The 16,257-nt window shown below is 57.1% G+C and carries 15 protein-coding genes and 1 pseudogene; 8 read left to right on the forward strand and 8 right to left on the reverse strand.

The genetic code is table 11. The features are described from left to right. Nucleotides 1–20 precede the first annotated feature (20 nt). From phoU to AO726_RS07815, 3 genes are all read left to right on the forward strand, one after another. Nucleotides 21–749, forward strand: a complete 729-nt coding sequence (phoU, locus tag AO726_RS07805; protein WP_058067503.1) for a phosphate signaling complex protein PhoU — start codon at nucleotides 21–23, stop codon at nucleotides 747–749. 117 nt (nucleotides 750–866) lie between these two features. After that, complete coding sequence (locus AO726_RS07810) at nucleotides 867–1,781, forward strand: response regulator (protein WP_058067504.1); 915 nt, start codon at nucleotides 867–869, stop codon at nucleotides 1,779–1,781. Nucleotides 1,782–1,875: 94 nt separating this feature from the next. Beyond that, nucleotides 1,876–2,772, forward strand: coding sequence for a peptidoglycan DD-metalloendopeptidase family protein (locus AO726_RS07815; protein ID WP_058067505.1), 897 nt, complete (start codon nucleotides 1,876–1,878; stop codon nucleotides 2,770–2,772). Nucleotides 2,773–2,799: 27 nt separating this feature from the next. On the opposite strand, the gene AO726_RS07820 is transcribed toward AO726_RS07815, so the two are convergent. The 5 genes from AO726_RS07820 to AO726_RS07840 all read right to left on the reverse strand — a co-directional run bounded on the left by AO726_RS07820 (nucleotide 2,800) and on the right by AO726_RS07840 (nucleotide 7,859). Continuing rightward, on the reverse strand, nucleotides 2,800–4,140 hold the full coding sequence (locus AO726_RS07820) for a hemolysin family protein (RefSeq protein WP_058067506.1): 1,341 nt from the start codon (nucleotides 4,138–4,140) through the stop codon (nucleotides 2,800–2,802). A 70-nt stretch (nucleotides 4,141–4,210) separates the two neighbouring features. Then, entirely contained in the window at nucleotides 4,211–5,521 is a 1,311-nt protein-coding gene (phoR, locus tag AO726_RS07825; protein WP_058067507.1) for a phosphate regulon sensor histidine kinase PhoR, read from the reverse strand. A 55-nt stretch (nucleotides 5,522–5,576) separates the two neighbouring features. Then, nucleotides 5,577–6,266, reverse strand: a complete 690-nt coding sequence (phoB, locus tag AO726_RS07830; protein WP_058067508.1) for a phosphate regulon transcriptional regulator PhoB — start codon at nucleotides 6,264–6,266, stop codon at nucleotides 5,577–5,579. A gap of 103 nt (nucleotides 6,267–6,369) precedes the next feature. Then, nucleotides 6,370–7,260: a 4-hydroxybenzoate octaprenyltransferase gene (gene ubiA, locus AO726_RS07835; protein ID WP_058067509.1), complete on the reverse strand. Its 891-nt coding sequence runs from the start codon at nucleotides 7,258–7,260 to the stop codon at nucleotides 6,370–6,372. A 41-nt stretch (nucleotides 7,261–7,301) separates the two neighbouring features. After that, nucleotides 7,302–7,859, reverse strand: coding sequence for a chorismate--pyruvate lyase family protein (locus AO726_RS07840; protein WP_058067510.1), 558 nt, complete (start codon nucleotides 7,857–7,859; stop codon nucleotides 7,302–7,304). Between the two features lie 353 nt (nucleotides 7,860–8,212). Here AO726_RS07840 and AO726_RS07845 point away from each other — a divergent pair, with 353 nt between their 5' ends. The 3 genes from AO726_RS07845 to AO726_RS07855 all read left to right on the forward strand — a co-directional run bounded on the left by AO726_RS07845 (nucleotide 8,213) and on the right by AO726_RS07855 (nucleotide 10,135). Continuing rightward, complete coding sequence (locus AO726_RS07845; protein ID WP_058067511.1) at nucleotides 8,213–8,380, forward strand: rubredoxin; 168 nt, start codon at nucleotides 8,213–8,215, stop codon at nucleotides 8,378–8,380. Between the two features lie 150 nt (nucleotides 8,381–8,530). Next, nucleotides 8,531–9,679 (forward strand): NAD(P)/FAD-dependent oxidoreductase, encoded by a 1,149-nt coding sequence (locus AO726_RS07850; protein ID WP_058067512.1) that lies wholly within the window; start codon nucleotides 8,531–8,533, stop codon nucleotides 9,677–9,679. Between the two features lie 183 nt (nucleotides 9,680–9,862). Next, nucleotides 9,863–10,135 (forward strand): HU family DNA-binding protein, encoded by a 273-nt coding sequence (locus AO726_RS07855; RefSeq protein ID WP_058067513.1) that lies wholly within the window; start codon nucleotides 9,863–9,865, stop codon nucleotides 10,133–10,135. 79 nt (nucleotides 10,136–10,214) lie between these two features. On the opposite strand, the pseudogene AO726_RS20925 reads toward AO726_RS07855, so the two are convergent. Further along, nucleotides 10,215–11,038: pseudogene (locus tag AO726_RS20925) on the reverse strand (IS3 family transposase); the annotation flags it as partial. Between the two features lie 390 nt (nucleotides 11,039–11,428). Between AO726_RS20925 and AO726_RS07865 the strand changes: the two are divergent. Beyond that, nucleotides 11,429–11,824 (forward strand): SCP2 sterol-binding domain-containing protein, encoded by a 396-nt coding sequence (locus tag AO726_RS07865; protein WP_058067515.1) that lies wholly within the window; start codon nucleotides 11,429–11,431, stop codon nucleotides 11,822–11,824. A gap of 87 nt (nucleotides 11,825–11,911) precedes the next feature. Beyond that, nucleotides 11,912–12,643 carry a hypothetical protein gene (locus AO726_RS07870; protein WP_058067516.1) on the forward strand — a complete coding sequence of 244 codons (732 nt, stop codon included), beginning with the start codon at nucleotides 11,912–11,914 and terminating at the stop codon, nucleotides 12,641–12,643. 46 nt (nucleotides 12,644–12,689) lie between these two features. Here the strand turns inward: AO726_RS07870 and AO726_RS07875 are convergent, their stop codons facing one another. Further along, nucleotides 12,690–14,096: an HDOD domain-containing protein gene (locus AO726_RS07875; RefSeq protein ID WP_058067517.1), complete on the reverse strand. Its 1,407-nt coding sequence runs from the start codon at nucleotides 14,094–14,096 to the stop codon at nucleotides 12,690–12,692. A gap of 80 nt (nucleotides 14,097–14,176) precedes the next feature. After that, nucleotides 14,177–16,252, reverse strand: a complete 2,076-nt coding sequence (gene recG, locus AO726_RS07880; RefSeq protein WP_058067518.1) for an ATP-dependent DNA helicase RecG — start codon at nucleotides 16,250–16,252, stop codon at nucleotides 14,177–14,179. Between the last annotated feature and the right edge of the window lie 5 nt (nucleotides 16,253–16,257).

Genomic DNA, 16,257 nt, shown 5'->3' on the forward strand with positions numbered 1-16,257 from the left:
AGTTTCGCAAGGGTTTGAACATGATCAACAAAGAGAACCTTACCCAGCACATCTCCCAGCAGTTCAACGCCGAGCTGGAGGAGGTGCGCAGCCATCTGCTGGCCATGGGCGGTCTGGTTGAAAAGCAGGTAAACGATGCGGTCACTGCGCTGATTGATGCCGACTCTGGTCTGGCTCAGCAGGTGCGTGAGATTGATGACCAGATCAATCAGATGGAGCGCAACATCGATGAGGAGTGCGTACGCATTCTGGCCCGTCGTCAGCCTGCGGCGTCTGACTTGCGTTTGATCATCAGTGTCTCCAAATCGGTGATCGATCTGGAGCGTATCGGTGACGAAGCCACCAAAATCGCCAAGCGTGCCATTCAGCTGTGTGAAGAAGGCGAAGCCCCGCGCGGTTACGTCGAAGTGCGTCATATTGGCGATCAGGTGCGCAAGATGGTGCAGGAGGCGCTGGATGCTTTTGCACGCTTTGACGCTGATCTGGCGCTATCTGTGGCGCAGTACGACAAAACGGTCGACCGCGAATACAAGACAGCGCTGCGTGAGCTGGTTACCTACATGATGGAAGACCCGCGCGCAATCTCCCGGGTCCTGAGCATCATCTGGGTACTGCGTTCTCTGGAGCGCATCGGCGACCATGCACGCAATATTGCCGAGCTGGTCATTTATCTGGTGCGCGGTACCGACGTTAAACACTTAGGTTTGGCGCGCATGAAGGAAGAAGTGCAGGGACCGGCGAAAAGCTAAGTCCTCGCGAGCGCTCTGGGCCGCAGGAATGCGCGGATTTAGCATTGAAGCGTATTTCTGTTGGCCAATGGCCACCTGCCGTGACTATGCTTATGCCCAGCGAAGCAGGAGTGGCTAATGAGCAAAGTCAGTGTGTTGGTGGTGGATGACGCCACCTTTATCCGTGACCTGGTAAAAAAAGGGTTACGTGATCATTTCCCCGGAATCCAGATTGACGAGGCAGTTAATGGCCGCAAGGCCCAGATGCTGCTGAGCCGTCAATCAGTCGATCTGATCCTGTGCGATTGGGAAATGCCGGAAATGTCCGGCCTGGAACTGCTCAGTTGGTGCCGTGGCCAGGAGATGCACAAAACTACGCCCTTTATCATGGTCACCAGTCGCGGTGATAAAGAAAATGTCGTCCAGGCAATTCAAGCGGGTGTTTCGGACTACATCGGCAAGCCGTTTTCCAACGAACAGCTGATTACCAAAGTCAAAAAAGCCCTGAGCCGCACCGGCAAGCTGCAGGCTATGGCCGCCAGTTCGGCACCTAAGGTGCTCAGCAACGGCGCGTTGGCCAATGATTCTTTGGCAGCGTTGACCGGCGGAAAGGCTGAAGTAATCAAAGCACCTGCTCCCGCGCCTGCTGCGGCAACGCCGAGGCCTCAACCTGTTGAACCTGTGAGCAGCGCGCCCGCTGCCGCGGCACCGTCGGGGCGTGGTCAGGGCCGCTTACGTTTGTCCTCCGGTGCCAATCTCACCTGCGTGATCAAAGCGTTGAGCCTCAAAGAGGCCCTGCTGATCATCAAGCGCGGCGACGTCCTGCCGCCTGTGCTGGACAGCGCTGTGCTCGATCTGGAACAAGGTGAGTCCGCTGAAACTGCCCGTCTCAACGGCTATCTACACGCGATTGCCGCGCTGGAACCGAAACCGGACAGTGAATGGCTGCAACTGACCTTCAAATTTGTCGATCAGGATCCGCAGAAGCTCGACTATCTGTCACGCCTGATTGCCCGCGGCAGTGCGCAGAAACACTTCACGCCTGGCGCCTGACACCTTGATATAACCTGGGCGCTGAAGGGACATGGCGAGATCGCGAATCGGCTGTTAATCTGCGCCTCCGGACACGTCAGAAGATCCGATCACGATGCTAGGGCGACTGATTCTTTTATGCAGCGCAATGAGCATGGCCGCTCACGCCGCTGCACTGACCATCTACAAATACACCGATGCCAACGGTGTGGTGACCTATTCCGATCAGGCTGCGCCAGGTGCGCAGGTCTTTGTGTTTCGCGACCGCATGGTCGAACGCCTGGATCAGCAGGTAAAGCTCGAAACCAAGAAGCATGTTGCTGGTGAAACCCTGCTGGTGCGTAACGATCTGTTCGCGCCAGTGCAGGTTGAGCTGCGTCTGGAAGATCTGGACAACATCAGCGGTGCTCCGGAGCGCCCGATTACCTGGGTGCTGCCGCCGCGCAGCAACATCCGTCTGGCCACACTGGCCCCGCGTGATGCAAGCAAACCCATGCGCTACAAACCGCGGCTGCGCTATGTGATGGGTGATCCGCGCCTGCAGCCGTCGCATCAGGTCTATCCACTGCCGTGGCGGGGAGGGCCGTTCCGCCTGACTCAAGGTGCCAACGGCAAATACAGCCATTTCACCCCCAAGGGCCGCTATGCGCTGGATATCGCCATGCCTGAAGGTACGCCGATCATTGCGGCCCGAGGCGGTGTGGTGGTTAAGACCGAGAATAATCAGAGTGGGCGCGGCAACAACCCATCCGGCAACTTTGTCCGGGTGTTACACGATGACGGCACTATGGGCGTCTACCTGCACCTGATGAGAGGCTCTGTAGCGGTGAAGGAGGGTGCGCGCATCAGCACCGGCACGCTGCTCGGTCGTTCCGGCAATACAGGCAACAGCACCGGCCCGCACCTGCACTTTGTAGTGCAGCGCAATGTGGGCTTTGCACTGGAGTCAATTCCGTTTGATTTCGCTCAGCCGGTCAACAGTTTGCCGAACTTCGCGGTGGCCACCGAGTAGGCCGGGCGGGCGCCCGGCCTGAACCGGTCAGCTCAGCTTGAGCACTTTGGCCAGCACCACTTTCGGGCCTTTCATCTTTTTCACGATGATGCGCAGGCCTTCCACTTCCAGCACTTCTTCCTCTTCCGGCATGCGGTTGAGGGAGTCGTAGATCAGGCCGGCCAGGGTTTCTGCCTCAACGTGATCGAGGTCAACGCCCAGCAGGCGCTCAACTTTGGCCAGCGGTGTGTCGCCACGCACCAGCAACTTACCCGGTTGATAGGCGAGGATGCCGCGCTCGGCTTTGCGGTGTTCGTCCTGAATATCGCCCACCAGCGCTTCCAGTACGTCTTCCATGGTCAGGTAGCCGATGACTTTGCCGTCAGCTTCTTCGACCAAAGCGAAGTGGGTGCTGCCCTGACGGAACTGTTCCAGCAGGTCGGACAGCGGCATATGCCGGTTGACCCGCTCAATCGGGTGCATCAGGTCGCTCAGGCTCAGGGCTGAAGGCAGCATTTCCAGCAGGGACAACTGCAGCAGCAGGTCTTTAATGTGCAACACGCCCACGTATTCGTGGTTGTCTTCGTCGTAAATCGGGTAGCGGCTGTATTTGTGCCGACGGAACACGCTGAAGACTTCATCTAGCTTGGCATTGAGTGGCAGTGAAATCAGGTCTTCCCGGGAGTTGGCCCAATCCACCACTTCCAGCTCGCCCAGCTCCACGGCCGAAGCCACAACGCGCATGTCCTGATCATTTGGGTCGCTTGCGCGGCTGGAGTGCAGGATCAGTTTCAGCTCATCGCGGCTGTAATGGTGATCATTTCCGCTGCCCGGTTCGCCCTGGCCAGCAATGCGCAATATAGCGTTGGCGCTGGCGTTGAGCAGGAAGATGGCCGGGTACATCAGCCAGTAGAACAGGTACAACGGCACGGCTGTCCACAGGGACAGTAGCTCTGGCTTGCGGATGGCCCAAGATTTGGGAGCCAACTCGCCGATCACAATGTGCAGGTAAGAAATGATGAAAAAGGCGGTAATGAAGGCCACGCCATGGATGACCTGCTGCGACTCAATGCCAATGGCTGCCATCAACGGCTCCAGCAGGTGCGCAAAGGCCGGCTCACCGACCCAGCCCAAGCCCAGCGATGCCAGGGTGATACCCAGTTGGCAGGCGGATAGGTAAGCGTCGAGCTGGTTATGCACGGTGCGCAGGATGTGGCCGCGCCAGCCATTTTCTGCGGCCAGGGCTTCCACCTTGGTGGCGCGGAGTTTGACCATGGCGAACTCAGCGGCCACGAAGAAGCCGTTGAGCAGTACAAGGAATAAGGCGAATAAAAGAAGGCCGAAGTCGGCGAAGTAGTTGCTTACGGTGACGCTAGAAGAGGGGTCCATAACGCAGTCAATTGGCCATAGGGCCTTTTAGGGTGGCGCTGCTGTGGCGATTTTTCAAGTGCGCGACCCGTTATAGGTCGCGCCGATTAACCTGCTGATTGGGGAAATGGCAGGTAAAGGTGCTGCCTTTGCCAAGTACGCTGGTGATCTCCATCTTTGCCCGGTGGCGCAGCAGCACGTGTTTCACAATGGCCAAACCGAGGCCGGTTCCGCCTGTATCGCTGGCCCGGCTGGAGTCGACCCGATAGAAACGTTCGGTCAGGCGTGGCAGGTGTTTCTCATCAATGCCGATGCCGCTGTCTTGAACGCTGAGGTGCGCGCCTTGCTCGTCACCCCACCAGCGCACACGGATTTCACCGGCGTCCGGGGTGTATTTCACGGCGTTGAAGATCAGGTTGGAAAACGCACTGCGCAATTCCGATTCGCTGCCTTTAAGGCGTATCTGAGCGTCAGCCTCCAGGCTGATGCGGTGATTGCGTTCAGCGGACAAGGCTTGGGCATCGCCTTTGATGCTGAGCAGGAGCAGATCGACCGCTACCGGCTGGTTATCCGACGGGTAATCGGTGGCCTCAAGTTTGGCCAGCAGTAACAGGTCATTGAGCAGGTTCTGCATGCGCCCGCCTTGCTGCTGCATCTGTTGCAGAGCCCTGAGCCAACGCGGGTTTACGTTCTCGACGTTATCCAGCAGCGTCTCCAAATAGCCGGCAATCACGGTCAGTGGGGTGCGCAGTTCGTGAGAGACGTTGGCCACGAAGTCTTTGCGCATCTGTTCCAGTTGATACAGGCGAGTAACGTCGCGCACCAGCATCAGATGCTCGCGGTTACCGTATTGGGTGATTTGATACTGCAGGCGAACGCGGTCGTTGATCGGCGAAGGCAACTCAAGTGGTTCGTTGTAGTTGTGCCCTTCGAAGTACTCAATAAAACGCGGGTCGCGGACAAGATTGGTAATCAGCTGGCCACCATCTTGTGGGGTCTTCAGGCCAAGCAGTTTTTCTGCGGCCAGGTTCCACCACTCCAGGTTGCCGTCGCGGTCCAGCATGACCACGGCATCACGCAGTGCGGCGGTGGACTCCTGAACCCGGTCGATCACCGCTTGCAGGCGATCCCGCACGCGCAGGTCGCGGCGCTGCAAGTGGTAAATGCTGTCGAAGACTTCGCCCCACAAACCATGACCTTCCGGCGGGGCCTCGTCGTTGGTTTTGCGGGTTCGCAGCCAATTGTGCAGGCGTAGCAGCTGTTTCAGGTGCCATGCCAGGTAGAGGGTAAGGCCGACAACCAGAGCCCAGGCGTATTGATCGGTTATCAAGCCCACCAACAGACAGGCTGCAATCAGCAGCAGGTAATGGCGGATCAAGGCTGCTCGCCAGTTCTGGTTCAATTCACACCCATTTGCCAGTCAATCCCTGTGCACCTCAACGTGTTATGAGGGCCGTTCAGCTTTTGGTCGAGAAGCGATAACCCGTGCCGCGTACAGTTTGCACCAGATTCTCATAAGCTTCGCCGAGCGCTTTGCGCAGGCGGCGGATATGCACGTCGACCGTCCGTTCTTCCACATAGACGTTGCCGCCCCAGACCTGGTCCAGTAGCTGCCCACGGGTGTAGGCACGTTCCTGGTGGGTCATGAAAAATTGCAGCAGGCGGTATTCGGTTGGGCCCATTTCGGCAGGTTTGCCGTCAATGGTGACACGATGGCTGACCGGGTCCAGCAGCAAACCACCGACTTCGATCGGGCCTTCGCTATCAGCCGGGCCGGCGCGACGCAGCACGGCCTTGAGGCGGGCAACCAGTTCGCGTGGGGAGAAAGGCTTGGTGATGTAGTCATCCGCGCCAACTTCCAGGCCCTGAATCTTATTGTCCTCTTCACCTTTGGCGGTGAGCATGATGATGGGAATATCGTTGGTCAGTTCGTCCCGCTTCAGGCGTCGGGCCAGCTCAATGCCGCTGGTGCCAGGCAGCATCCAGTCGAGCAGAATCAGGTCCGGCTTGCGGTCAACGATAATGGCATGCGCCTGCTGAGTATTCTCCGCCTCCAAGCACTCATACCCAGCCATCTCCAGGGCCACGGCGATCATTTCACGGATCGGTGCTTCGTCATCGACGATCAGGATGTTCTTGCCAACCATTAATCAAGCCTCAAGTCATCTTGCTGTTTGGTGAGCATTAGATAACGAAATTATTGCAGCTATGTGACAAGCGGGTTGTGGCAAGGCAGCAAGGCCCTGATTGCTACCGTAAGGCGTAGTCCACGATCAGGCCGATCAGAATGGCTAACCCTGCCCAGTGGTTATGCAGGAAGGCGTTGAAACACACCATCGGCTCGCGCTTGCGGGTGACGATAAACTCCCAGATAAAACAGGCCGCTGCGGCGACCAGGCCGAGATGGAAATACAGGCCCAGCTCGAAGCGTGATCCGGCCAGGATCAGGCAGACCAGCGCCAGAGTCTGCAAGGTGAGAATGATGATGCGGTCGGCATCGCCGAACAGAATCGCGGTGGATTTCACCCCGATCTTCAGGTCGTCATCGCGGTCAGCCATGGCGTAATACGTATCGTAGGCCACGGTCCACAGCAAATTGGCGATGTACAACAGCCACGCCTCAGGCGGCAGACTGCCGGTCTCTGCGGTGAAGGCCATGGGCATGCCCCAGGAGAATGCTGCACCAAGTACCACCTGTGGGTAATAGGTGTAACGCTTCATAAAGGGATAGCAGGCCGCCAGCGCCAGGCCACCAAACGAGAGCCAGATCGTGGTGCTGTTGGTAAACAGCACCAGAATGAAGCTCAGCACAATCAGAATGGCAAACAGCGTCAGTGCTTCTTTCGAGCTGACACGCCCGCTGGCCAGTGGGCGTCCCTTGGTGCGGGCGACATGGCCGTCCACCTTGCGATCGGCAAAGTCATTGATCACGCAACCGGCTGCACGCATCAGCAAAACGCCTGCGACAAAAATGAACAGGTTCTTAGCGCTGGGTACACCTTCCGCCGCCACCCACAGAGCCCACAGGGTTGGCCACAGCAGCAGGTAGATACCAATGGGTTTTTCCAAGCGCATCAGCTGCACAAAATCCCAAGCGCGGGGATGCAGACGATTGAGCGATTGCAGCAGGCGGGTATACATCGGTCAGCTCTCCAGACTAGGCCGGCGGATTATACGAGTGTTCAGTTTGCCGGGTCGTGCCCCAGCTCAAGCCAGAATTGTGGCAGAAAGACTTCCGCTACCAGCACGCCCAGCGCCGCACGGGTGAAGCAGGAGCGGCGGCCCCACAAGTTGTTTGTCCGGGCTTCGGCTGGTAGCCACTGGGACGGGTAACGGCAAACCTGGAGTACGCCGCGATCGAACGCCGGGTTGCTAAACAGCAGCTCACCCAGCGAGCGGGTGCCCAGTTCGTCCATTGCCATATCAGAGCTCTCCAGGGCCTGTCGCGCCGCCACGCTGCGGGCAAATACCCAAGGGCGCTGATGCCCGAGCAGGTACACCTCACGCACCCAGCCTTCACTGCCGGGTGCCACGCCGAGGGCTGAGCACTCGTCAGCCCGCAGTGTTTGCCAGCCTTCCTGCAGCGGCCTGACGCTGAAATGTCCACCTGTTTGACGCGTAAGTCGGCGGGTCAGCGAGTCTTCATTAAACAGCCAGTCATAGACGGTTGGATCGGGTTTTTGCTGCAACTCCGTGCAGCTCAGCCAGGAGGGTGTGGCAGATACTGGGTGGTTAGACACGAGCGCAAATCAATCTAAGGAAGAAGCCGGGAGTCTAGCATGCAGCAAACGCTACGGATCGCTTGTCTGCCAGCCTGGACGCGGGGCGCCCCCGACTTTGGTTGGCCCTCAAAGATTGCATTTATCGCCATACAGCTTGGCGCATGGGCATGGATGCGGTAGCTTTCCGCCGCTATAAAGGGGCCTTGATGAGGCGGATTTGGCCGGGCAACGGTGCGCAGGCATCCCGCAGACCGTGTGAGATTCATTCATACATAGAGAGGCGGAGGGCGTATCGGGCCAAATAGTGATTCCCGCAGTTCGCTCCTCCAAAGCAGAGCCCCTGTCGCGCTGTAAGTTAGCCTGAGGTTGATATGAAAAAGTGGCAATGTGTGGTCTGTGGACTGATTTACGACGAGAGCCTGGGATGGCCGGACGACGGCATTGCGCCTGGCACTGCTTGGCAAGATGTCCCGGAAGATTGGCTGTGCCCGGATTGTGGCGTAGGCAAATCGGATTTTGAAATGATCGAAATCGCCTGATCTTCTAATTCGCTCCGGCAAAACGGCGACCTTGAGTCGCCGTTTTGCATAATAGGCGGGCATACTTCTGACTGCGCAGGCAGCCTTTGCTCTGCCGGTGTAAGTTGATTCGATAGCGCAGCGGTCTCACCGCATCAAGAGAGCAACAGCATGACGCATCCATTGGTAATTGTTGGTACCGGCTTGGCCGGCTATAACCTGGCCCGCGAGTTCCGCAAGCTCGACAGCCAAACACCTTTGGTGCTGATCACAGCCGATGACGGCCGCTCTTACTCTAAACCGATGTTATCCACTGGTTTTTCCAAGAATAAGGATGCTGATGGTCTGAGCATGGCTGAGCCCGGGCAGATGGCCGAGCAGCTGAATGCCGAGATTCATACCCACACCCGCATCACTTCGATTGAGCCTGAACTCAATCGCCTGTGGATGGGGGATGTTTGCCTGACCTACAGGGATCTGGTGTTGGCTCTAGGGGCTGAAGTCATCCGTTTGCCTATTGCCGGAGAGGCAACTGACAGGGTGTTCTCGGTGAACGACCTGGAAGATTACGCACGTTTCCGTGAGGCGCTGGAGGGCAAGCAAAAGGTACTGTTGCTGGGGGCTGGCCTGATTGGCTGTGAGTTCGCTAATGACCTCATGTTGGGTGGCTATCAGGTTGAACTGGTAGCGCCAAGTGATCAGGTCATGCCTGGCCTGATCCACCCGGCTGCGGCTGCCGCCGTTCAAGGTGCACTGGAAAAAATGGGGGCACGCTTTCATCTCGGGCGAGTGTTGGCTTCCCTGAAAAAGGATGGCGCTGGCCTTGAGGCCGAGCTGTCTGACGGATCTCGTATCGCCTGTGATCTTGTGCTGTCTGCCGTCGGCTTGCGGCCCCGAATTGAACTGGCTGCGCATGCCGAGCTGAGTGTTAATCGGGGAATTGTGGTGGATCGGTTGTTGAAAACATCACACAACAATATCTATGCATTGGGTGATTGTGCTGAGGTCGATGGGATAAATCTGCTTTACGTGATGCCCTTGATGGCTTGCGTGCGGGCGCTGGCCCAGACATTGAGTGGCAACAATACAGAGGTCAAATACGGTCCGATGCCGGTTACCGTTAAAACCCCAGCATGCCCGCTTGTAGTTGCCATGCCCGCTGCTAACGCCGAGGGGAACTGGCGGGTTGAAGGGCAGGATGCCGACATCAAGGCTGTGTTCCATGGGCTGGATGAAGCGGTTCTCGGGTATGTGCTGACAGGGACGTGTGTGCTTGAAAAAGCGGCGCTGAATCGACAGCTACCGGCGGTTTTGGCGTAATGGACATTCATAATGTCGTAAATGCCATGTTTATGCTTCGTTTAATTGTCCGACAAGACTAGCGTTAATGTGCTCGCCCGTGCCATTCTCCACGCGTCTGCCGCAGGAGGTAGCAGTCGCGGCATTTGGTACCTGCTCGCTTAGAGCAGCCCGGACACAACAACAAAAACGTAAGAGGCACTTATGCGTAAACCGGAACTCGCCGCCGCTATCGCTGAGAAAGCGGATCTGACCAAAGATCAGGCAAATCGTGTACTCAATGCAGTACTCGACGAAATCACCAAAGCACTGCATCGTAAAGACAGCGTCACCCTGGTAGGGTTCGGTACATTCGTACAGCGCCACCGCGGTGCCCGCACCGGCAAAAACCCGCAAACCGGCCAACCGGTGAAGATCAAGGCCAGCAACACTGTTGCCTTCAAGCCTGGTAAGTCGCTGAAAGACGCGGTGAACTAAGAGCGCGTTGCTCCGATTTCTGCGAAGCACTGTCTAGTCCTGAAATAGGTTTACACCTATTCAGGTAGGCCGACAGGCCTCAAAACGCTCGATGCACCGCATCGGGCGTTTTGTTTTTTCAGGACCATGAGAGGCCGTTCCGTGTTGTAGATCTGCACCGCCTCATCAACCATCTTCCTTGCCTGCGCCAGATTTTCAGGGTTGCTCAGCAACAGCTCTGTCTTGAGGATTCCGTTGATGCGCTCGGCTAGTGCGTTCTGGTAGCAGTCTATCCGTCAGTCATCAAGCACTGAACTCCGTGCCACTCATGCCGCGACTGGTAGAGCACCGAGCAGTCCTCGATACCTCGGTCCGTGTGATGGACTAGGGGCTGGTGACGCCGTCGTTTTTGCTGGGCCTGTCTAAAGGCTTATGCAACAGACACAGCATGTAGGCTTTCATGAACATGGTGATCAACGATCTTTCTGGAAAACGCGTCCGTTACCAGGCTTGGGTACAACGGGCCGCCAGCGGCGGGCTGGTAACTAATGTCCGCGACCCAGGCGTGCTCTGGGCCGGTAGCGACGATCTGAACTGGACCTGGTTCGAGTAAGTTGGGATGGCGATAGAGGCGATGAAAGCTTTGCGTGGTCTTGTGATACGCCCGCTGGGCAGTACCAGCAAGCGCCGCTCTCCCAAGATCTGAAACAAACGGTTTCGCCCGACATGGACCCGCCTATCAGGCTGGCAATACAGCAGATAGTGCAGCTTACGTGTCCCCCACTGAGGCTGCGCATCCGGACCTGCCAAACAAACTCAACGACCCGATCTGCACTGGCGTACTTTGCTGTCGTCGGTTCGGTTACGTTTGTAGTAAGCCTGACGACTGATGCCTAAAAACTGACAAGCCCTGGCAATGCTCGGTCTTTCGAATTTGCCTGCTTGGAGGTCAGCTCGCCTTTCTCGATCTGATCGACGACGGTCAATTTAAAAGACAGCGATTATTCTCGCTGTGTGCGTTTTACACCTTGCTCCATCTGACTCTCCGGAAACTCGGGATGGGAGATGTAAACCTTATTCAGGACGGGACAAAGGGGGCTTTCCTTTTCCGGGATAAATCCGCCAGCGGTATAGCCATCAACACGTTTGCAGCGATACCGCATGGTCGCTTGGAGTGCTTCGGCCTGTGGCAGTATGTGGGGATAAGGCAGGGATTTGTCAGGATGTTGCACCGTTCTTAATGTCTGGTGTAGTTGCCTGGGGATATCGTTACAATGCACCGGACTTTCAATTTCCAACATAAGAGCCATTCGTATGAAATTTCGCTTTCTTTTGTGGATGCTCGGCCGCCTCATGGCTAAGTCCAGCCGCAACAACCCTGCGCTGCAGGAGCAACTGGTCGGTAAGGACATGGTCTTCCAGTTGCATACGCTGGATGGCAAGGTTGCCCGTCATTTCGTCGTTAAAGATCAGCGTATTACCAGCAAGCGCGGCCCGGCTGAGTCCCCAGCATTCGCTCTTGGCTTCAAGGACTCGGATTATGGCTATGCCACCATGACGGCCAAGAACAAGCAGCTGGCCTTTATGCAGGGTATCCAGAACAAAGACATCCAGATTCAGGGTAATCCGGCTCTGGTGATCTGGTTCCAAGGTCTGACCAAGCATCTAATGCTGAAGAAGAAAAAGTCCGAGGACAAAAAGGCTGCCTGAGGGCCAGTCGGCAAGATTAGATGTAAAGGGTGGCCGTGGCAGTCGGCATTGGCTAGGCTGCAAACTCAGTCAATATGAGATTTTTCCATGCGCCCTTTGTTGATTGCGTTGTCTTTGCTTGTTTCTCCGGTGTGGGCTACTGAGCTTAAGCCTCAGGCTTTTCTTCCGGTCTTTGAATTAGCAGGTATCAACCTGCTTTGTGAGCAGAGTGCGCCGCTGGCGCAGCATGATCTGAGCGACAAGCAGCAAGCTGAAGTGGCTAAGCTGCTGGAGCCTCAGGAGCTGTGTCTTGATCTCGCCAGCGGTTTGGCGAAAACGCTTGACCAGACTCAGTTGCAGGAAGCTGAGCGCCTGCTTTCGAGTGATTTGGCCCAAAGTTTTTCTGCTGCTGAGAGGTCCGTCGGGGACAATATTGACGGGCTTGCTGCCTATCGGCAGAAGCTGGCCGCTGAGCCTCCGCGTTCGAACCGCGTGGAGTTGGTTCAGCGTTTGGACAAGGCCGCACGCACAACTGATCTGGCTACACTGCTGCGTTACGAGACTGGTAAGACCCGGGCTTACCTGATGGCCAAAGCACGGGGTACGGCTATTGATGAGGCCACGTTGAGTGAGCGCACCAAGGTTCAGGAAGAGCAGTTGCGCGAATCCAGCGCTGAGTCGGTGAAGTCTTTTATGTTGTATGCCTACAGGCAGAAGCCAACCGACCAGCTAGCCCAATATGTCGGACTCTATGAGCAGCCTGCGGTCGCTGCGATTCTGACGGGGACTGTTGAATTGCTGCCGCAACTGTTCGCTGAGCGGCGCAGCAAGTTGGAATAACGAGCATACAACAAAGGGCCTGAAGGCCCTTTGTTGTATCTGTTGCTTAATGCCCTGGACTGAACTGTGAGGCCAGTTCGCGCAGTGCGGCTTCTGCGTTAAGCACTTTGCTGACTGACTCGAGTGCTTTTTCACGACTGATGCCCAGGTTGTCGTACAGGCTCTGCGGAATTTCCGACTGCGGGCCACTGCCGATGCCATGGTTATTGAGCAGCCTTACTGCCAGGCAAGTCAGGTTAGGGAACAGCGCATGTTCGCCATCGTAGTCAGGGTGTTGCTGAAAACGCAGGGCGGTGGTCAGTTCTTCCGGCATATCCCAGTAGCGCATCAGCCAGGCGCCGATTTGCTCGCGGGTAATGCCCAGCAGATGTTGTTCGATATAGCTGTGATGCAGGTGCGGATTGGCTTCCAGATGACGGCAAATCAGTGAGAAGTGCGGCGGGAAGACATGTGCCAACACCAAGTAGCCGAAATTGTGTAGTAGCCCGGCCAGGTATGTCAGCCCTGCTTCCGGGCGGCAGGCGCGGGGAAGGGCTAAGGTAAGACCTTCAATGACAGCGGCTGTGTAAATGGCTTGCTGCCAGTATGGCGTCGATTGTTGTGGGCGGTCTTTGGGCAGGCCGAGCGATTTGTCCAGTGCCAGACCCAGCGCGAGGTTGATGACCAGATCAAAACCCAGCACGCGCACAATGGCATCTTCTACTGAGCGAATTTTGCCTGGAGCCGCATAGTACGGTGAGGCGGCCCAGCTAATCACTTGAGCGGCAAGTGCTGGATCGGTTTCGACTACGCTGGTGATGTCGTCGACTGTTGAATTTGGGTCGACCCGCAGTTTCATGATTTTGTGCGCAGTTTCGGCCAGCGGTGGTATTTCGATGGTTTGCTCCAGCCGTTGTTGAATGCGCCGCGCAGTGAAGGCCTGCACCGCTTGGCTGATCTCATCGCTGTCGTCGTCAGGTCGATCAAGGTTGAGGCGGATGTTGCTCACTGGCTCGCCAAAACTGGCAGCACTGGCTTTGTTCAGTAATGGTTTAAAGGCGTCTGTGGCGATCTTCAGCAGTACGCCGGGCTGGCCGGACTCAATATAAAGGCATGGATGCTGCAAGATGCTCTCGTCATACAGACAGGGCGAGCTGGTCAGCGCGGGAATCCCCGGCAGAACTTTGAGGGCATGTTTTTCCAGCATGCGCTCCAGGCGTTCGGCTTTGATGGCGGTCAGTTGGCGACCGGTCAGCTCGGTCAGGCGAGAGAGGTCCAGCAGCTGATCTTGGGTGTACATAACCAGCAGCGCGCCTATGGCGTCATCCAGCAGAATGGCCTGCAGGCGTTGGGTTTTTGGGTGTGTCAGGTCGTCCGGCAGAGCTTCATAAGCTACACCCAGCTTTTGGAGCAGTTGCTCAATAACTTTGGGCGGTTGTGACGGTGTATCAGGTGCGAGAGCGGGCTCTGTCATAGCGTTATCCAGCTTGTTGCGGCAGGCGTTTAAATAGGGGCAGCCTGGGCAGTGTGACATGCCCTGAAGTTGGGCTGATCTTACACCTGTCCATACTGCTGGCCATGGCGCAGCCAGCGTTCCAGCAGTGGGCTGACATGCTGTGGCCATTGCTCCAATAATGTTTGTGCAGCGTCACGTACCGCTGGCAGAAGGTCTGCGTCGCGCATCAGGTCCGCTACTTTGAATTGCAGTAGACCGGTTTGACGGGTACCAAGCATTTCTCCGGGGCCGCGCAGTTCGAGGTCCTTTTCTGCAATCACGAAGCCATCACAGGTTTCGCGCATGATCGCCAGGCGCTGCCGTCCAAGTTGTGATAATGGCGCGTGATAAAGCAACAAACAATGACTTACCGCACTGCCTCTGCCAACTCGTCCACGTAATTGGTGCAATTGTGCCAATCCGAGTCGCTCAGGGTTCTCAATGATCATCAGGCTGGCGTTGGGGACGTCGACGCCGACTTCAATCACCGTTGTGGCGACCAGCAGTTGTAAAGCTCCACTTTTGAATTGCTCCATCACTGCGGCTTTTTCGGCAGGTTTCATGCGGCCGTGGATCAGACCGACGTGTAGTCCCACTAGCGCCGCGCTGAGGTCGGCAAAGGTGGTCTCGGCCGCCTGGCAGGTGAGCTCTTCTGATTCTTCAATCAGGGTGCAGACCCAATACGCCTGGCGGCCTTCGTTGCAGGCCAGGCGAACTCGTTCAATCACTTCCAGGCGGCGGCTGTCGGCAATTACCAGGGTGTTGACCGGAGTGCGTCCGGGAGGCAGTTCATCCAGAATGGAGGTGTCTAGGTCTGCATAGGCGCTCATGGCCAGAGTGCGCGGAATCGGCGTCGCGGTCATGATCAACTGGTGTGGGCAGAGACGGCCATCAACGCCTTTCTGGCGCAGCGCCAGACGCTGCTGCACGCCGAAGCGGTGTTGTTCGTCGATGATGACCAGGGCCAAGCGTTTGAACTGCACCTCGTCCTGGAACAGTGCGTGGGTGCCAACAACCATTGGGGTTCCGCCGGCGATCTGCTCCAAGGCTGCAGCTCGAGCCTTGCCTTTAAGTTTTCCGGCTAGCCAGGCAACCTCCAAGCCAAGCGGCGCCAGCCATTTGCTGAAGTTGATGAAGTGCTGCTCGGCCAGAATTTCAGTAGGGGCCATCAGCGCAACTTGATAGCCCGCTTCGATGGCTTGCAGGGCTGCGAAGGCGGCGACGACGGTTTTGCCCGCACCGACATCGCCTTGAACCAGGCGTAGCATGGGTTCGTGCTGGCTCAGGTCATAGGCGATTTCGGCACCGACCCGCTGCTGAGCGCCGGTAGGCTTAAACCCCAGATTCTGCAAAAACAATCGCGGCAGTTTCTCGGCAGCTGGCAGGGCAGGAGCACGCAGCAATCGCACGCTGTCGCGTAGGCGCTGCATGGACAGCTGGTGGGTCAGCAGTTCTTCAAAGGCCAGGCGATGCTGCGCCCAGTGATGCCCTAGGGCCAGTTCCTCAATGTCGGCATCCGGTGGAGGGCGGTGCAGATAACGGATGGCTTCATCCAGGGGGCTGAGCTGATATTCGTCCGTCAGCACTTTAGGCAGCCAGTCCGGCAGGCTGTGTGGTCCGAGTCGTGCCAGTGCCTGCTCGCTTAGCTGGCGCAGACGCTGTTGGGTCAGCCCTTCTGTGCTGGGGTAGATTGGTGTCAGGGTCTGTTCTACGGGCGAGGCGTCCTGGCTGGAAAGCGCCCGGTATTCCGGGTGGTAGATTTCCAAGCCGGATGAGCCGGGCCGCACTTCGCCGTAACAGCGAATCTGTGTGCCGCGCTTAAGGCCTTCTTTTTGTGCCTGGCTGAAATGATAAAAGCGCAGGCTTAATGTTCCCGTACCGTCCTGCAGGCGAACCAGCAGGCTGCGGCGGCGACCCATTACGATATCAGCACCGGCGACTATGCCCTCTACAACCGCATCCTGCCCTGGGCGGAGTTCGCCGATAGGCACGATGCGGGTGCGGTCCTGGTAGCGCAGTGGCAGGTGGAACAGCACATCCTGCAAGTTTTCCAAGCCGACCTTGGCCAGTTTCTCTGCCAGTGCCGCACCAACACCTTTCAATGCAGTAACAGGCACCGATGCCAGTTCAGTCATGCAGC

Source organism: Pseudomonas sp. TTU2014-080ASC (assembly GCF_001446935.1).
In the GTDB taxonomy this organism is placed as follows: domain Bacteria; phylum Pseudomonadota; class Gammaproteobacteria; order Pseudomonadales; family Pseudomonadaceae; genus Aquipseudomonas.

What these genes read in the sequence shown, in the direction of transcription:
- AO726_RS07810 (WP_058067504.1), top strand. Translation starts at nt 867, where the DNA reads ATGAGCAAAGTCAGTGTGTTGGTGGTGGATGACGCCACCTTTATCCGT.
- ubiA (WP_058067509.1), bottom strand. Translation starts at nt 7,260, where the DNA reads ATGTATACCCGCCTGCTGCAATCGCTCAATCGTCTGCATCCCCGCGCT.
- AO726_RS07875 (WP_058067517.1), bottom strand. Translation starts at nt 14,096, where the DNA reads ATGACAGAGCCCGCTCTCGCACCTGATACACCGTCACAACCGCCCAAA.
- phoU (WP_058067503.1), top strand. Translation starts at nt 21, where the DNA reads ATGATCAACAAAGAGAACCTTACCCAGCACATCTCCCAGCAGTTCAAC.
- phoB (WP_058067508.1), bottom strand. Translation starts at nt 6,266, where the DNA reads ATGGTTGGCAAGAACATCCTGATCGTCGATGACGAAGCACCGATCCGT.
- AO726_RS07845 (WP_058067511.1), top strand. Translation starts at nt 8,213, where the DNA reads ATGAAAAAGTGGCAATGTGTGGTCTGTGGACTGATTTACGACGAGAGC.
- AO726_RS07820 (WP_058067506.1), bottom strand. Translation starts at nt 4,140, where the DNA reads ATGGACCCCTCTTCTAGCGTCACCGTAAGCAACTACTTCGCCGACTTC.
- AO726_RS07850 (WP_058067512.1), top strand. Translation starts at nt 8,531, where the DNA reads ATGACGCATCCATTGGTAATTGTTGGTACCGGCTTGGCCGGCTATAAC.
- AO726_RS07865 (WP_058067515.1), top strand. Translation starts at nt 11,429, where the DNA reads ATGAAATTTCGCTTTCTTTTGTGGATGCTCGGCCGCCTCATGGCTAAG.
- AO726_RS07870 (WP_058067516.1), top strand. Translation starts at nt 11,912, where the DNA reads ATGCGCCCTTTGTTGATTGCGTTGTCTTTGCTTGTTTCTCCGGTGTGG.
- AO726_RS07855 (WP_058067513.1), top strand. Translation starts at nt 9,863, where the DNA reads ATGCGTAAACCGGAACTCGCCGCCGCTATCGCTGAGAAAGCGGATCTG.
- AO726_RS07815 (WP_058067505.1), top strand. Translation starts at nt 1,876, where the DNA reads ATGCTAGGGCGACTGATTCTTTTATGCAGCGCAATGAGCATGGCCGCT.
- recG (WP_058067518.1), bottom strand. Translation starts at nt 16,252, where the DNA reads ATGACTGAACTGGCATCGGTGCCTGTTACTGCATTGAAAGGTGTTGGT.